17 protein-coding genes and 1 pseudogene are annotated in these 15,153 nt (G+C 63.2%); 7 read left to right on the plus strand and 11 right to left on the minus strand.

The genetic code is table 11. The annotated features are described in order from the left end of the window. Window positions 1-16 precede the first annotated feature (16 nt). Window positions 17-877 (minus strand): SMP-30/gluconolactonase/LRE family protein, encoded by an 861-nt coding sequence (locus NKH42_RS10190; protein WP_352509402.1) that lies wholly within the window; start codon window positions 875-877, stop codon window positions 17-19. Between the two features lie 115 nt (window positions 878-992). Here NKH42_RS10190 and NKH42_RS10195 point away from each other — a divergent pair, with 115 nt between their 5' ends. Then, window positions 993-1,793, plus strand: coding sequence for a helix-turn-helix domain-containing protein (locus tag NKH42_RS10195; RefSeq protein ID WP_352509404.1), 801 nt, complete (start codon window positions 993-995; stop codon window positions 1,791-1,793). On the opposite strand, the pseudogene NKH42_RS10200 reads toward NKH42_RS10195, so the two are convergent. The 3 genes and pseudogenes from NKH42_RS10200 to NKH42_RS10210 form a co-directional block, all read right to left on the minus strand. Then, window positions 1,790-1,987: pseudogene (locus tag NKH42_RS10200) on the minus strand (hypothetical protein); the annotation flags it as partial. The gene NKH42_RS10195 and the pseudogene NKH42_RS10200 sit on opposite strands and share 4 nt — an antisense overlap. Before the next feature lie 133 nt (window positions 1,988-2,120). Beyond that, entirely contained in the window at window positions 2,121-3,065 is a 945-nt protein-coding gene (locus NKH42_RS10205) for a CHAD domain-containing protein (protein WP_352509405.1), read from the minus strand. After that, window positions 3,062-3,535 (minus strand): CYTH domain-containing protein, encoded by a 474-nt coding sequence (locus NKH42_RS10210; protein WP_352509406.1) that lies wholly within the window; start codon window positions 3,533-3,535, stop codon window positions 3,062-3,064. The genes NKH42_RS10205 and NKH42_RS10210 overlap by 4 nt, the downstream gene beginning before the upstream one ends. A gap of 88 nt (window positions 3,536-3,623) precedes the next feature. Here NKH42_RS10210 and NKH42_RS10215 point away from each other — a divergent pair, with 88 nt between their 5' ends. From NKH42_RS10215 to NKH42_RS10230, 4 genes are read left to right on the plus strand one after another with little or no spacing between them, the layout of a single operon-like run. Further along, window positions 3,624-4,340, plus strand: coding sequence for a CerR family C-terminal domain-containing protein (locus tag NKH42_RS10215; protein WP_352509412.1), 717 nt, complete (start codon window positions 3,624-3,626; stop codon window positions 4,338-4,340). Then, window positions 4,337-5,290 carry an HlyD family secretion protein gene (locus NKH42_RS10220; protein ID WP_254818028.1) on the plus strand — a complete coding sequence of 318 codons (954 nt, stop codon included), beginning with the start codon at window positions 4,337-4,339 and terminating at the stop codon, window positions 5,288-5,290. Before NKH42_RS10215 ends, NKH42_RS10220 begins: the two co-directional genes overlap by 4 nt. Next, a complete protein-coding gene (locus NKH42_RS10225) occupies window positions 5,287-6,207 on the plus strand; it encodes an ABC transporter ATP-binding protein (protein WP_352509476.1) in 921 nt (306 codons plus the stop codon). The genes NKH42_RS10220 and NKH42_RS10225 overlap by 4 nt, the downstream gene beginning before the upstream one ends. A gap of 8 nt (window positions 6,208-6,215) precedes the next feature. Next, window positions 6,216-7,352 carry an ABC transporter permease gene (locus NKH42_RS10230; RefSeq protein ID WP_352509497.1) on the plus strand — a complete coding sequence of 379 codons (1,137 nt, stop codon included), beginning with the start codon at window positions 6,216-6,218 and terminating at the stop codon, window positions 7,350-7,352. Between the two features lie 35 nt (window positions 7,353-7,387). Here NKH42_RS10230 and NKH42_RS10235 read toward each other — a convergent pair whose 3' ends face one another. From NKH42_RS10235 to NKH42_RS10245, 3 genes are all read right to left on the minus strand, one after another. Further along, on the minus strand, window positions 7,388-8,041 hold the full coding sequence (locus NKH42_RS10235; RefSeq protein ID WP_352509478.1) for a glutathione S-transferase family protein: 654 nt from the start codon (window positions 8,039-8,041) through the stop codon (window positions 7,388-7,390). A gap of 92 nt (window positions 8,042-8,133) precedes the next feature. Next, window positions 8,134-9,111, minus strand: coding sequence for a threonine/serine dehydratase family protein (locus NKH42_RS10240; RefSeq protein WP_352509479.1), 978 nt, complete (start codon window positions 9,109-9,111; stop codon window positions 8,134-8,136). Window positions 9,112-9,311: 200 nt separating this feature from the next. Beyond that, window positions 9,312-9,629 (minus strand): hypothetical protein, encoded by a 318-nt coding sequence (locus NKH42_RS10245; protein ID WP_352509480.1) that lies wholly within the window; start codon window positions 9,627-9,629, stop codon window positions 9,312-9,314. A gap of 179 nt (window positions 9,630-9,808) precedes the next feature. Here NKH42_RS10245 and mbfA point away from each other — a divergent pair, with 179 nt between their 5' ends. Next, the gene (mbfA, locus tag NKH42_RS10250) at window positions 9,809-10,792 is read left to right on the plus strand and encodes an iron exporter MbfA (RefSeq protein WP_254818023.1); all 984 of its coding nucleotides are present in this window, start codon (window positions 9,809-9,811) and stop codon (window positions 10,790-10,792) included. A gap of 6 nt (window positions 10,793-10,798) precedes the next feature. Here mbfA and NKH42_RS10255 read toward each other — a convergent pair whose 3' ends face one another. The 3 genes from NKH42_RS10255 to NKH42_RS10265 all read right to left on the minus strand — a co-directional run bounded on the left by NKH42_RS10255 (window position 10,799) and on the right by NKH42_RS10265 (window position 11,785). Next, the gene (locus NKH42_RS10255; RefSeq protein WP_254818022.1) at window positions 10,799-11,143 is read right to left on the minus strand and encodes an antibiotic biosynthesis monooxygenase family protein; all 345 of its coding nucleotides are present in this window, start codon (window positions 11,141-11,143) and stop codon (window positions 10,799-10,801) included. Then, window positions 11,140-11,472: an NIPSNAP family protein gene (locus NKH42_RS10260; RefSeq protein ID WP_352509481.1), complete on the minus strand. Its 333-nt coding sequence runs from the start codon at window positions 11,470-11,472 to the stop codon at window positions 11,140-11,142. The genes NKH42_RS10255 and NKH42_RS10260 overlap by 4 nt, the downstream gene beginning before the upstream one ends. Before the next feature lie 97 nt (window positions 11,473-11,569). After that, window positions 11,570-11,785, minus strand: coding sequence for a DUF1127 domain-containing protein (locus tag NKH42_RS10265; protein ID WP_254818020.1), 216 nt, complete (start codon window positions 11,783-11,785; stop codon window positions 11,570-11,572). A gap of 68 nt (window positions 11,786-11,853) precedes the next feature. Here NKH42_RS10265 and NKH42_RS10270 point away from each other — a divergent pair, with 68 nt between their 5' ends. Next, on the plus strand, window positions 11,854-12,528 hold the full coding sequence (locus NKH42_RS10270) for an ArsR/SmtB family transcription factor (RefSeq protein WP_254818019.1): 675 nt from the start codon (window positions 11,854-11,856) through the stop codon (window positions 12,526-12,528). Window positions 12,529-12,651: 123 nt separating this feature from the next. Here the strand turns inward: NKH42_RS10270 and ligD are convergent, their stop codons facing one another. After that, entirely contained in the window at window positions 12,652-15,153 is a 2,502-nt protein-coding gene (gene ligD, locus NKH42_RS10275) for a DNA ligase D (RefSeq protein ID WP_352751387.1), read from the minus strand.

The following is a 15,153-nucleotide window of genomic DNA, read 5'->3' on the forward strand; positions in this document are numbered from 1 at the left end:
GCTGGCAACTGCCGGCTTAGTCGAGGCCCAACGCTGAGACCTCGCCCTCGTTCATCAGCGGCACGAAGATTGTCGACTTGCCATCTGTGCCGATATCGGCGCTGCCCGGCTTGAACGTCGCAACCACTTGCGGCGTACCGCCGGCTTTGTAGCGGTAGAGCGTGCCGGTCATATAGGCAGTGGCGTAGATGCTGCCGCCGATGGCAACGACGCCATCGAGGTTGGCAAAGTTTTCCGCGCCAGCCAGAGGCGAAACGGCCTTGGTGGCGAGATCGACCGAGAGCAGGCCGCCCGGCTCCGCGGTGCTGAAGTCGGGCTTGATGCCCTTGCCCCACGAAGCGACGATCAGCCGGCCGCCATCGGCGAAGATGCCATTCGGCGAAGCGAGCGCCGCATCCTTGATGAACAGTTCGAGCCGGTCGCCGTCGATGCGATAGATCGTATCGGCAAGCATATCCGTGACGTAGACCTTGCCGGATGCATCAGCGGTCATGTCGTTGAGAAAGACAGCGTTCGGCACGTCGATCGTCGACGCTAGCTTGCCGCTTTGGAGATCGACGACGCGCACATGGGTGATGTCGGCGACGTAGAGTTTGCCGCCGGCAATCGCCATGCCCTTGGGCGCGTCCATGCCGTCGGTCCAGTGTTGTGTGACCAGCTTGCCGTCCATCGACAGAACCGACAGATAGCCGTTGCCGTCGGCTTCGCCGGGATTGCCGACGATGTTCGAGACGATAACGCGCTGGCCGGCGGCGTCGAACAGCGCCGATTCAGGTTGCTCGAGGCCGCTGGCGCGCCAGAGTTCAGCGGCCTGAACTGCCGGCGCAGTCGCGATGCCGAAGATGGCGAGAAGTATCGGTGTGAAGAGGCTTTTCATGGCTAGTCTCCTGTAATGGACTGGCGGAGAGCTAGGCCTTTCGATACTTTCCGGGAAGATCTATCGGGACTAGTACCGAAGGTTGATACCAAATCGTGCAAAAGAGGTGCATCCCGTGAACGGCCTGATCTTCGACGCGCTGAAGCGGACGCTGAAGGCCAAGGGCGTGACCTACCGCGTCCTTGCCGAGCGAATGGGCGTTTCCGAGCCGACGGTGAAGCGCATCTTCCACGAGCGCAACTGCAAGCTCGACCGGCTGATGGAGATCTGCGCTGCCGCCGGCGTGGAGTTGGAGAACGTGCTCGGCTCTATGAACAGAGGACCAGGACCTGCCAACCACGTCGCGCCGGAGATCGAGCGCAAGCTCGCCGGCCGGCCGGCACTGCTGTTCATCTTCGTCATGCTTTCGGAAAAATTTACGCCCGAAGGCATCATGCGCTCACAGGGGTTGAGCGAGGCTTCGATGTTCCTCTATCTGCGAGACCTCGAGGAGTTGGGGCTGGTCGCGCTCGGTCGCGGCCTGTCGGCCAGGCTGCTGGTCGAGACGCCAATCCAGTGGAATTTCGACGGGCCATTGCGGCCACTGTTCGAGGTGACCAACAAGAACTTCATCGGCTGGGCCATCACGCATCTGGAGCGCGAGGCGACATTCGTCAGCTTCTCCAGGCGGATGCGGCCCGAGACGGCGGAAATGGTCAGGCGGGAGGCGGAGGAACTGGCCGAGCGCGCCAAATTGCTTGCGCATCACGATCAGCACACGACGCCGGAAGACGGGTTGGTCGGCTACAAATGGACCTTCGCTTTCGGCGCGACGCCATTCCCGGCGATCATGCCGATCGGACCGCATCCGCGCGACGCCGGCGCGCGGACACCCGGCCGGGCCGCCGCAAAGACACGACGGCCGCTGCCGGCCTAGCCGCCACTCTGAACCCTTGTTTCGGCGTTGGTAATCCAGGGCTTGTCGTCCCAAATCATCTGCCGGTAGTCGAAACCATATTCGACGGTCGGCTTGCTGATGCGGAAATAGGGCGACAGGTCGAAGTCGCGCGGCGTGTCGAGCGAGTGATGGCGGATGTGCAGAATTTCCCTGCGCGAATAGCGTCCGACGGCGTGTAAGGCTCGTAGCCGGACGATTCCTCCTGCAGCCGGCCGGCAAGCCAGCGGCCAAGTCGGTCCAGAAGCGTGTCGCCGGGCTCGGTCATGCCAGACGGCGATTATCACAGGGCGGCAAATTACACCATGATCAGCCCACGCCAGGCGCGCCGGCGTCTTCGTGCGATACCGCTGTGAGATCGTCGCGCACCTTGCGGGCAAGCTTCCTTGTCGAGCGCTTCGGACGGTCGCCGAAAAGCTCGGCCGCCTCGGCGAGGCAGGTTTTTTTCAGGCTCTTTTCCGAGCGCTTCAGCAGCTTGGCAAGCAACCGCGTGTCCTCAGGGGGACCGAGCGGCTGGTCCTCGGCATCGAGAAGCGCGCGCATGACGAACACGTCGTGCAGTTCGCCGAGCCGCTCGCCCAATTCATCGACGGCCTTGCGCCGGGCCTTGATCGGCGTCGGCCACAGCCGGCCGAGCAGCGACAGGTGCATGCCATGCGTCTTGGCCGCCTTGCGCAGGTCGTGAAAGTCATCGGCTTCGCCGCGCGAAGCCGCCTTGTCCAGCGCTTTCCTGGCGCGGCGCAAAGTGGCGCGCGCGCCTTCGGCGAGCACGTCGGCAGCCTGCTCCGGCTGGTCGGGCAGAGCGAGCTTGTCGATCCGGCCGACACCTTCCTCGCAAGCGGCGATCGCCGCGCCTATCGCAGCATCGAGGCCTGCTCCGCCATGCAGTTCATGAAGGCGCGCGACGAGCCGGTCGCGAACGGCATCGAGGCCACCGCCGGCACTTTGCTCGGGAAAGCTTGCCGCTAGCCGGTCGATTGTTTCCACCAGTGCGGTCGCCTCGCGCGGGCCGGCAAGCAGGGCCGCCACCTGGCGGTAGCATTGATTCTCAGTCACGCAGAATGTTTCGTCTCCGGAACGGACAAGGCGCAGCAAGGCGCGGACATTCTTCAGCCGTTTGCGACAGTTGTGCAGCCCCTGTTCGGGCCTGTCACGCGCGGCGTCCAGATGGACAAGCGCCTTGCCGATCTCCTCGGCGAGAATGCGTCTGATCTCGCCGGTCAGCGAGATGTGCGGATCGATACGAAAGCTCATGCGACGATCTCCGCAATCCCCCCAAGGGCGAGCGACGCGTTGTAAAATCTCGGCTCGCCGGTGACTTCACGGCCGAGCCAATCTGGCAGCATTTCGTCCGGTACATCCTCCGGCGTCTCGAGCTCGGCGATCACCAACCCCGCAAGCGTCCCGCCGAAGACATCGACTTCGTAGAGATAGCCGCGGTGTCTAACATGATGGCGTGTCTTCTCGATGACATGTCCGATGGCAAAGGCCTGCATCTCCTGCGCCTCCGCCAAAGGCATCGGATATTCGAATTCATCGCGTTGGCGTGCCTGGCTGCCGAACTTGAGCGTCAGCTTGGCGGCGGCATCATTGCTGATGCGCACACGCACCGTACGGCTGGGTTCGGCGAGAAGGTAGAATTGACGGATATGAGTGTCCGCCTCGACCATTGCCCGCCATTCCTCACCTGAGACCAGGAATTTACGCTCGATTTCCTTGCCCATGGCCACGCACTAGAGCGCGCACGGCCAGAGTTGGCAAGCCGCTTGATCGCAGTTGACTTTAATCATTCGATTGATTAAATTGTCGATGATGATCAAATCGCCCAGCGCCAGCAGCCTTCCTCATGAGGGGCCCAAGACCGCCGCAGACATGACGCGGACGGCACTCGTGCGCGCGGCGCTGAAGCTGTTCGGACGCCAGGGTTTCGACGGAACGTCGACGCGCCAGATCGCGGCTGAGGCCAAGGCCAATATCGGCTCGATCGCCTATCATTTCGGCGGCAAGGAAGGGCTCCGCAACGCGGCAGCCGACTACATCGTCGACACCATCCAGACCGTTGCCGGCCAGGCGATCGGCAATCTGCAGGCGCCGGTCGCAGCATTGGCGGACACCGAGGCCGCGCGGGCACATTTAGCCGTCGCACTGGAGCGGATGGTCGCCTTCATCGCGGCAAGGCCGGAAGCCGGCGAGATTGTACAGTTCGTCCTGCGCGAGCTGTCGCATCCTACCGCGGCGCTCGACCGTATCTATGACGGCGTGTTCGAACCGGCGCATCACCGCCTCTGCCTGATCTGGGAACAGGCGACAGGCGAGCCGGCCGAGAGCGAGCGCACAAAACTCACCGTATTCACGCTGATCGGGCAGGTCGTCTATTTCCGCATCGGCCGCGAGGCGGTTATGCGCCGGATGGGCTGGCGCAAGATCGGCGATGATGAGGCCGGCAAGATCGCGGCAACAATAACCGACAATCTCAGCGCGATTTTAGCTCGGCGCGATTTGGCTGTCCGGAAGGATCGTGGATCATGAGCCTGCTCTGTTCTTTGCCGCTTGCCGCCCAGCTTTTCAGCGCCTGCGCGCCGGCAGCACCGCTCGCCGTCGGCTACGTCGAGGGCGACTACGTCCTGCTCGCGCCGATCGAGGTGGCGCAGGTCGAGACGATTGCGGTCAAGCGCGGCGACCGCGTCGCGCCCGGCACGCCGGTGGTGACGTTGGAAAACGCCGACGCCAAGATCGCCATCGCACAAGCCGAGGCGGCCCTTGCGCAGGCCCAGGCGCAACTTGCCGACCTGCAGGTCGGCAAGCGGCCGGAAGAGATTGCGGTGCTCAAGGCGCAGGTCGACATGGCCAAGGCGCAAGCCGCCGACGCCAAACGCCGTTACATCCGCGCCAGCGATCTGTTCAAACGCGGCACCGGCACGCAGGCCGACTACGACACGGCTTCCGCGACGCTGGAGACGGCCAACGCGCAGGTCGGCCAGGCGGAGGCCAATCTCGCCGTCGGCGGGCTGCCCGCACGGCCCGAGACGATCAAGGCCGCCGACAACCAGGTCAGGCAGGCGCAGTCGGCGCTGGAGCAAGCGCAATGGCGACTGTCGAAGCGCGTGCTGACGGCGCCCTCGCCCGGCCGGGTCAACGATGTCATCCGCTATCCAGGCGACACGGCCGGGCCGACCGCGCCGGTCATCTCCATACTGCCGGATGGCGCGGTGAAGCTCAGCGTCTATGTGCCGGAAAGCGCGTTCTCCTCGGTCGATGTCGGCACGCTGCTCAATGTCCATTGCGACGGTTGCGGAGCGGGCGTGAAGGCTCGCGTCAGCTACGTGTCGCCGGATCCGGAATTCACGCCGCCGGTGATCTACTCGCTCGAGACCCGGCAAAAGCTGGTCTATCTGGTCGAAGCGCGGCCGGAGGGCGACGCCAGCGCATTGCAGCCCGGGCAGATCGTCGACGTCGATCTGGCGGACATCGGAAAATGAACGTCATCGACCTGCACGGCCTGGTCAAGCGCTTCGGCGACAAGACCGTCGTCGACCATGTGACGATGACGGTGGCCGAGGGCGAGATCGTCGGCTTCCTCGGGCCGAACGGCTCAGGCAAGACGACGACCATCCGCATCATGTGCGGCTTGCTGACGCCGGATGAGGGCGAAGGCACGGTTCTGGGCTTCGACATCCGCACCGACAGCCTGCGGATCAAGCGCGAAGTCGGCTACATGACGCAGAGATTCTCGTTCTACGAAGACCTCACGATCGGCGAGAATCTCGAATTCGTGGCACGGCTTTACCGGCTGAAGCCGCTCGACGGGCATGTGGCTAAGACGCTTGAGGAGCTCGGCCTGACATCGCGCAAGAACCAGCTGGCCGGTACGCTGTCCGGCGGCTGGAAGCAGCGGCTGGCGCTGGCCGCCTGCATCATGCACAAGCCGAAACTGCTGCTGCTCGACGAGCCGACGGCGGGCGTCGATCCGAAGGCCAGACGCGAATTCTGGGACGAGATCCACCGGCTGGCGAGCGGCGGCCTGACCGTGCTGGTCTCCACCCATTACATGGACGAAGCCGAGCGCTGCCACCGCATCAGCTACATCTCCTACGGCAAGATGCTGGCCACTGGCACGGTCGAGGACGTGGTGAGGAATGCCGGGCTGACCACCTTCGTCCTGCAAGGGCCACGGCTCGATAAGGTCGCGGCCGCACTTCATGGCCGCCACGGCGTCGACCAGGTGGCGCCGTTCGGGGCGACGCTGCATGTCGTCGGTTCCGACAGGAAGGCGCTTCAGGCAGCGCTCGCCGATGTCGAGAAAGAGCACAAGGGCGTCACGGTATCGCCCGGCGAGACCAGCCTGGAGGATGTGTTCATCCAGTTCATGTCCGGTTCGAAGGACAACATGGGATGAAGAACGGGATAAACAGCATCTTTTCCTTCGCCAGGCTAGGCGCTCTGCTGATCAAGGAGTTCATCCAGATGCGGCGCGACCGCATCACCTTCGCCATGATGCTCGGCGTGCCGCTGATGCAGCTGGTGCTGTTCGGCTATGCCATCAACAACGATCCGAAGAGCCTGCCGGCAGCACTGGTGGCGATGAGCAGCGATCCTTACACGCGGGCCATGGTTTCGGCGCTGCAGACCACCGGATATTACCGCTTCGACCATGTTGCGCAAAGTGCCGCCGAAGCCGAATTCCTGATGGCGCGCGGCGATGTCGCCTTCGTCGTCACCATTCCCGCCGATTTTGCCCGACGGGTCGAGCGCGGCGACAGCCCGCAGATCCTGATCGAGGCGGATGCAACCGACCCGGCCGTCGCCAGCGGCGCCATCTCGACGCTCGGCACCGTCGCCAACCAGGCGCTGCTCAGGGCACGCGGCATGCAGGAGACGGCGGCTGAAGCTGCCCGGGGCCAGCTCCAGGTGGTAGTACACCGGCGCTACAATCCGGAAGCCGTCTCGCAGTACAACATCGTGCCCGGTCTGCTCGGCGTCATCCTGCAGATGACGATGGTGATGATGACCTCGATCGCGCTGACGCGCGAGACCGAGCGCGGCACGATGGAGAACCTTCTGGCGATGCCGTCCAGCCCGCTCGAGATCATGCTGGGCAAGGTGCTGCCCTATCTGGCGGTCGGCGCCGTGCAGGTGTTGGTGGTGCTGGCGGCCTCGAAGCTTCTGTTTGCCATACCCTTCACCGGATCTATGTCGCTGCTGCTGACGGCGGTCCTGATCTTCGTCTTGGCGCTGGTACTGCTCGGCTACACGATTTCGACGATCGCCCGCACGCAGATGCAGGCCCTGCAGCTCACCTTCTTTTTCTTCCTGCCGTCGATCATGCTGTCCGGCTTCATGTTCCCCTATCGCGGCATGCCGGACTGGGCGCAAGATTTCGGCGAAGTGCTGCCGCTGACGCATTTCCTGCGCATTATCCGCGCGGTGATGCTGAAGGGCGCCGAGCTGCCGGCAGTGGCAACGGAGATCGGCTGGCTGGTGGTGTTCGTGGCGCTATTCGCCGGCATTGCGCTGGTGCGGTTCCGCCGGACGCTGGATTAGGGTCGACGCAATCAGCTTGCGCAAATGATCGAGAATCACACGGCCTTGGCCTGGCCCGGGACCGGTGTCAATTCAGGTGCATTGAGCCCTTCGAAGGGATCACGCCAGGCATCGATTTCTTCAAGCTGCCGATACCAGCGGCCGACAGAGGGATAATCATCGAGAGGCAATCGGGCGACGTCGTTGAAGGGCAGAAACGTCGCCATTCGAAAGTCGGCGTAGGAAACCGAATTTCCGACCAGCCATTCTCGCTGGGAAAGCTCGGCATCAAGTATTGCAGCGGCGGTACTGAAGTCCCTCAGGCCCTCCTCAACCCGTGCCTGATCGATCGGGCCGAGCCCATAGCGCTGTTTGGTCCCGCGTTCGAAATGCACGACATCGCAGGCTCTTGCGAGGTTCTCTTTGCCCCAACTCAGCCACCGGATCATCTCCGGCTCATCGTCGCCGGTGCGCCAAAAATGCGAATGCGTGTCGCGTGAAAGCCGGCAGGCTATGGCATCGGCCTCCCAGAGGCTTTTTCCCAAGTCCACAAGGATGGGCAATGAAAGATTTGGATTGAGCGGCCGAAAGCGCTCGGCCTGCCCCGGAGCGAAGGGGGAGGCGAATTCAAACTCGACCTTGGCATTGAGATAACGTGCCACGGCGACCGCGAGGCGAGGATTGGGATTGCGGCTGAAGAACAGTTTCATTGATCTCAGTCCTTGAATGGGACCGGTTCGACCGGACGCAACGGAGGCTCGAGCGCCTCGAACCGGCGCATGACCTGCAACTGATTGCTATCTTAGCTGGCAGCAATGATCTCGGCATAGGTGCTGAAATCGACATTGCCGCCGGACAGCACCACGGCCACGCATTTCCCGGTAAGGTCGATCTCGCCTGACGACAGCGCGGCCAAGCCGACGCAGCCGCCAGGTTCGACCACCAGCTTCAGGCAAGCCATCGCGTCGCGCGTCGCCTGAGCCACCGCCTTGTCGGAAACGGCGATGGCGCCCGCGAGATTCTTGCGGTTGATCTCGAAAGTGATCGCACCCGGCTCGGCGACGAGAAGGGCATCGCAGATCGAGGTGTGGCCGGGCGCGTTCGACACCCTGGCGCCTTGGATCAGCGAGCGGCGTGTGTCGTCGAAATGCTCGGGTTCCACAGCCCAGACGGCGGTGTCCGGCGAGGCGTCCTTGATCGCGATCGAAATGCCGCTGCTCAACCCGCCGCCGCCGCAGGGAACCACCACCGCATCGAGGCTGACGCCAAGCGCTTTTGCTTGGCGCATCAATTCGAGGCCGATCGTGCCCTGGCCGGCGATGATGGCCGGATCGTCGTAGGGCGGCACCAGGACCATGCCCTTTTCCACGTAAGAACGGACAACGGCAGTGCGATCGTCGCGGACCCGGTCGAAGGTGATCACTTCGGCGCCCATCTTCCTGACATTGCCGACCTTCATCGCCGGCGCATCGGCAGGCATGGCGATGATGGCCTTGACGCCGAACATCGCCGCTGCGGCGGCAACGCCTTGCGCGTGATTGCCCGACGAGAAGGCGACGACGCCGCGGGCGCGTTCTTCCGCCGAGAGCGAGGAGAGCCTGTTATAGGCACCGCGGAACTTGAACGAGCCGGTGCGCTGCAACGTCTCCGGCTTGAACAGGATCCTGGCGCCGAAGCGCTTGTTCAACTCCGGCGATTCGATCAGCGGCGTTTCGACGATCAGTCCGGACAATCGCGCTGCTGCGCTGTGAATATCGGCGATGCCGGGAGGGATGGTCATGGCTGGGGTCCTGCAAGAAATGAGACCGCCTATGGTGCACGGAAAGGGAGGCCGCGCACCAATAAAAAATGTGACCGTTACAAATCGACTTGGAGGCAGGAGTGGGGCGTGACTGTCACCCCCCGCCGCCTCCGCCCTCCGCTATGCATTCGTCACTTCAATCGACAAATCGTTGCCTGACCGGCATTGCCGGCCGCTCCTCATCCCAACAGCGTCTTTTTCCGTTTGGGGCCGCCCATCTTGCGCCAGGTGTTGAAGCGATGGGTGGCAGCAGCGAAGGAGATCTTCATCTGCTGAGCAACCGAATAGCGCGACTTACCCTCGTCGAACAGGCGATAGCAGCACTCGACGCCCTCCTCGGTCAACTTGCCGTCGGGAGCCTTGTTGTGTGGATTGGCGGGATCGAATTTTTCGACCTGCTGCTCGACCAGCCCTTTCAGGCGCTGCAAGTCCGCCTCGATGTTAGCGATCAGGTCGAGAACCGGCTTGGGGTCAAATGGCTGCTGTTGTTCCGGCATCTGCGGGTTCCTTTCTCTTGGTTCAGATTCGATCATATAGGTGAACGTTTGCCGATAGCAAACGATGCCTCGTTCGGTTTCGACGTCGATACTTTTGAGCAGATGAGTGGAGGGGCGCGATTGACCGAGGATGTGCGAAGCTCTAGTTTAGAACTATTCTAAACTGGGGTGAATTTCTCATGCTTTCCCGCGTTTTTGGCTTCGGCCGCCGTCCGTTTGAATCTCTCTCGGAGCAGGAGATCCTGGCGCTCGCAATCTCCTCCGAGGAGGATGACGGGCGCATCTATCGCGCCTATGCCGACGGGCTGGCGGAAAGCTTTCCGCAATCGGCCAAAGTGTTCGAGGAGATGGCGGAGGAAGAGGACGGCCATCGCGACGCGCTGATCGAGCTTTACCGCAAGCGTTTCGGCGAGCGCATACCGCTGATCCGGCGCGAGCATGTGAAGGGTTATTACGAGCGCAAGCCGGACTGGCTGGTGAGGCCGCTCGGTATCGATCATGTGCGCAGCCAAGCCGAGGCCATGGAGCGGCAGGCCTACCTGTTCTATATCGAGGCGGCCAAACGCACAGGCGATGCCTCGACGAGAAAGTTGCTCGACGATCTGGCGGTGGCCGAACAGGGCCACGAGACACTGGCGCAGCGGCTGGAGCAAAAGCATATATCGGGCGCGGTCAAGGACGAAGAGGCGGCGGCCGAGCAACGTCAGTTCATCCTGACCTACGTGCAGCCCGGGCTGGCCGGGCTGATGGATGGCTCGGTGTCGACGCTGGCGCCGATCTTTGCCGCGGCCTTTGCCACGCACGACACGTTCCAGACCTTTCTGGTCGGGCTTGCCGCCTCGATCGGCGCCGGTATCTCGATGGGATTCACCGAAGTGGCCTCCGACGACGGCAAGCTATCCGGCCGCGGCTCGCCGGTAAAACGCGGGCTGACCGTCGGCGTCATGACGACGCTGGGCGGGCTCGGGCACGCGCTGCCCTATCTCATCCCGCTTTTCTGGACGGCGACGATCGTCGCCGCGGTCGTGGTGTTCTTCGAACTTTGGACGATCGCCTTCGTACAGAACCGCTACATGCAGACGCCATTCTGGCGCGCCGCCTTCCAGGTGGTGCTGGGCGGCGCGCTGGTGTTTGCGGCAGGGGTGCTGATCGGGAATGCATAGCAGTCGCTACCCATTCACCGCCCGGCTGTCTGCTGGCGCCTCGGCGCGTTCGGTCAGGCCGTAGTCGCGCATGACATGGGCGATCCGCAAACGGTAGCCGGCAAAGATGCCGCCGCGCCCAGCCCTCTGCGCCTGCCGATGTTCCTGCGTGTTGCGCCAGGCCTTCACCGCATCCTCGTCGCGCCAGAAGGACAGCGACAGGATGCGGTTCGGATCGGCAAGGCTCTGGAAGCGCTCGATCGACAGGAAACCGTCGATGCCGTCGAGCAGTGGGCGCAGATCGGCGGCGATGCCGAGATAGGCATCGCGCATGCCCGCCGCCGGCTCGACCTCGAAGATGACGGCGATCATGGCTTCACCAAAGAAGCATGTGGCCCGGAGGCCAGTTTGAGGAAGATGCGGTCCTCCTTCAGGATAAATTTTTCCCGCCGGGCGAACTCGTAATTCGCCTTGCCGGCGGGATCGGCGGCGAGCCGGGCGCGGTAGGCTTCGTAGGCCGCAAGACTGTCGATGTTGTAGGCGGCATAAGCCGTAGTGGCCGAGCCTTCGTGCGGCGCGAAATAGCCGATCAGATCGGCGCCGCAGCGCGGGATCGCCTGCCCCCAATTGCGTGCATATTCCTCGAACGCCGCCTTGCCGAACGGATCGATCTCGTAGCGGATGAAGCAGGTGATGGTCATTTTCGCCTCCTTGGCGGTGGATGTTTTCTGGCGGTCACAGTTCGAGCCGGGTCGAAACGTTCCGAAGATCGATATGCTAGGCAAATTCGCTGGCCGGTCAGGTTTGCCAGAAGGATTTCGCGCATTCGCGGCGGACGTCTTCGGGTGTCAGGCCAAGGTCACGCAGCAGATGATCGTCGATCTCGGCGAGGTCGAGACGCTGCAAATGACGGTCGTACCACCGCTTCAGGAGCCGCAGCCGCAGGCGGCGCAAGACAATGAACGGGAACGGCCGGCGAGCAGGCGCGGCGCCGAGAATAGTCCTTGCAGGCATTGTCGTCTCCTTGATTTGCATCGAGATTAATGCTTGTCTGACGAGGATGCTTCGATGATGAACGAACCATGCGCGAAGGACCTGACATAGCCCGCATTGCCAGCCTGGTGGGCGATCCGGCGCGGGCAAACATGCTGTCCGCACTGATGGGCGGCACGGCACTGACGGCGAGTGAACTGGCACTCGAGGCCGGCGTGTCGCTTCCGACAGCGAGCTCCCATCTGTCGAAGCTGATGGAAGGCGGGCTGCTGACGCTGGCAAGCCAGGGACGGCACCGCTACTACGGCCTCGCCGGCCCGCAGGTAGCAGGCATGATTGAGGCGATCACCGGTGTTGCCGCCGCGGTCGGGCCGCAACGAGTGCGGCCTGGCCCACGCGACGCTGCCATGCGCGTGGCGCGGGTCTGCTACGACCACCTCGCCGGCGAGCAGGCGGTGGCGATGCTGGACCGTCTCGTCGCTCGACAAGTGCTCCTGCGCAATGATGAGGAGATCCGGCTTGGGCCGTCGGCCGCCTCGCATTTCGCCGCGATCGGCATCGATGTCGAGGGCAAGGCGCGGCGACCGGTGTGCCGGGCCTGCCTCGATTGGAGCGTGCGGCGTTCGCACCTCGCCGGCACGCTGGGCGCCGCCATTCTCGATAAGATCCTCGCCGAAAAATGGGCGCGGCGCGAGAAGGACAGCCGTGCAGTGATCTTCTCGCCGACAGGCAAGCAGGCATTCGAGAAGACGTTTCTCGCCTGACGGCTCGCTTCGACGCACCAGAACGGCTCGCCGTCTCCACGGAAACGCCGAACCGCTCTATCTTTTTTGTTTTGACGCAATTCCGGACAGAAAATCGTTCCACACACTTTTCCTGGAATTGCTCTAGCCGCGCTTGAGCGGCTTGGCCTGCTTGAAAAAATCCTCCCAGGGATCGGCTTGCCCAAGCCGCTTCAGCGTCGTCTTGTCGCCTATCGGAAAGGCGTTCGGGGGCAATCCGGCCTCGATTTCCGCCCAGGTCACCGGCATTGATACAGTGGCACCTTTCTTGGCGCGCGACGAATAGGGCGCGACCGTGGTCGCGCCACGGCCATTGCGCAGATAATCGACGAATATCCTGCCGGTGCGCGCCTTCTTCGACAGCGTCGCCGTGTAGCGGTCGGGTGCGGCTTGCTCGAGCGCTCGAGCGAACTCATGGGCGAAGCCTTTGACCTCATCCCAGTCCGCCGACGGCTTCAGCGGGACGAGGACATGATAGCCCTTGCCGCCCGAGGTCTTGATGAAATTAGGCAGGGACAGTTCGTCGAGCCGGCTGCGGATGTCGAGCGCCGCGGCAAGCACCGCCTTCACGTCGACACCCTCGTCGGGATCGAGATCGAAGATGATCTGGTCTGGTTTTTCCAGCTCGTCCGTGGTCGAGCCCCAGATGTGGATCTCGACGACGCCAAGTTGAACGAGGGCCACGACACCGTCGAAATCGCGGATGAACAATATCTCCTCGCCGTCGGTGGGATCCTTCATCACGGCGATCTTGTCGTGCATGCCGGCCGAGGCATGCTTCTGGAAGAACCGTTGGCCGCCAACACCGTCCGGCGCCCGCACGAGGCTGAGCGGCCGGTTGATGACGAATTGCTTCATGCGCGGCCAGACCAGCGCGTAGTGATCGACCAGATCCTGCTTCGATACGTTCTCCTCGGGCCACAGAAGCTTGTCGGGGCGGGACAGCGTAACCGAGGTTTTCGCCGTGGCCACGGGTCTGGCGGGCTTTGGCTTCGACTCTGCCGGGGCTGAGCGTGCTTTCGGTTTCTCCTGCACGACTTCCTCCGCCGGCTTGTCCTCGCGCAATCCCTGGAACGACGCGTGGCGTATTATACTGTCCGACGTCCAACTGCGAAACTCCACTTCGCCGACAAGTTCGGGCTTGACCCAGACCAGCCCCTTACCCCTTGGCACCGCCCTGTCGAAGGGCGAGGTTGTCGTCTTCAGCGCATCAAGCCTCTTCTTCAGCTCGTTGGTGCTTTTGGCCGTGAAGCCGGTGCCGACGCGGCCGGCATAGCGCAGCTTGCCGCCCTCGTGATAGCCGACCAGCAGCGAGCGCAGGCCCCGCCCGGTCTTGTCCGACGGCATGTAGCCGCCGATGACGAATTCCTGGCGCGCCGTACATTTCGACTTCACCCAGGACGGGACCCGGCCGCTGCGGTAGGGCGCATCGGCGCGCTTGGAGACGACGCCTTCGAGCCCCAGCCGGCAAGCATGCTCCAGCATGATCTTGCCGGGCTCGGCAAAGTGGTCGCTGAAGCGCACGGCCTGATCCTCGGCCTGTCCGGCGAGCAACGTGCGCAGCCTTTCCTTGCGCTCGACCAGCGGCTCGGAACGGATATCCTCACCGTTAAGACGCAGCAGGTCGAAAACGTAGTAGATGAAACGATCCGTGCGGCCTGCCGACAGATCTTGCTGCAGCAGCGAGAATGACGACACGCCATTATCCGCCAGCACGACGATTTCGCCGTCGATGATAGCATCGGTGCATTTCAGGCCGCCAAGTGCCGCGACAATTGCGCCACCGAACTTGTCGGTCCAGTCGAGGCCGGCGCGTGTCAAAAGCCGAACCTCGGTGCCGGCAAGCTGCGCCTGCATGCGATAGCCGTCGAACTTCACCTCATGCAGCCAGTCCTTGCCGGGCGGGGCGTCCCGCTCCAGCGTTGCGAGCGCCGGTTCGATGAATTCGAGCCGCCGTGCGGCGACGGCCTTCGCTTTGCTGGCGGCCGGCCTGTCGGACTGCCAGACGCTTGGCTTCTTGCCATCGGCGGTCTTGCCTTCGCCAACCTCCTCGATGGTCAGGCCGGATTTCACCGATTGCGGCGCCTCCTGCAAAATGTCCTCGCCCGGACGCGCGGCGGCATCGTCGGATTTGATCAGCAACCAGTTGTCACGCTTTTCGCCCGGACGCGGCTTCAGCCGCACCAGATGCCAGGCGCCATGCAATTTGTGGCCATGCAGTTCGAAACTGATATGGCCTTTCTTCATCGCTTTTGCCGGGTCGCCATCGGGGACCCAAGTTCCCTCGTCCCAGACAATGACCGAGCCGCCGCCATATTGGTCCTTCGGGATAGTGCCTTCAAACGGCGCATAGTCGATCGGGTGGTCCTCGACATGCACGGCGAGCCGCTTTTCGTGCGGGTCGAGGCTCGGGCCCCGCGTCACTGCCCAGCTCCACAGCACGCCGCCATGCTCGAGACGAAGGTCGTAGTGGAGCCTGGTGGCGGCATGCTTGTGGATGACGAAGATGCCACCTGGCTCGGCTTTCTTGCCGCGCGAAACCTTGCCGGCCGGTTCGGTGGTCTTCTTGAAATTGCGCTTGGCGTGATACTGCTCGAGGCTGACCAT

This window comes from Mesorhizobium sp. M1142 (genome assembly GCF_040318565.1).
GTDB lineage: Bacteria > Pseudomonadota > Alphaproteobacteria > Rhizobiales > Rhizobiaceae > Mesorhizobium.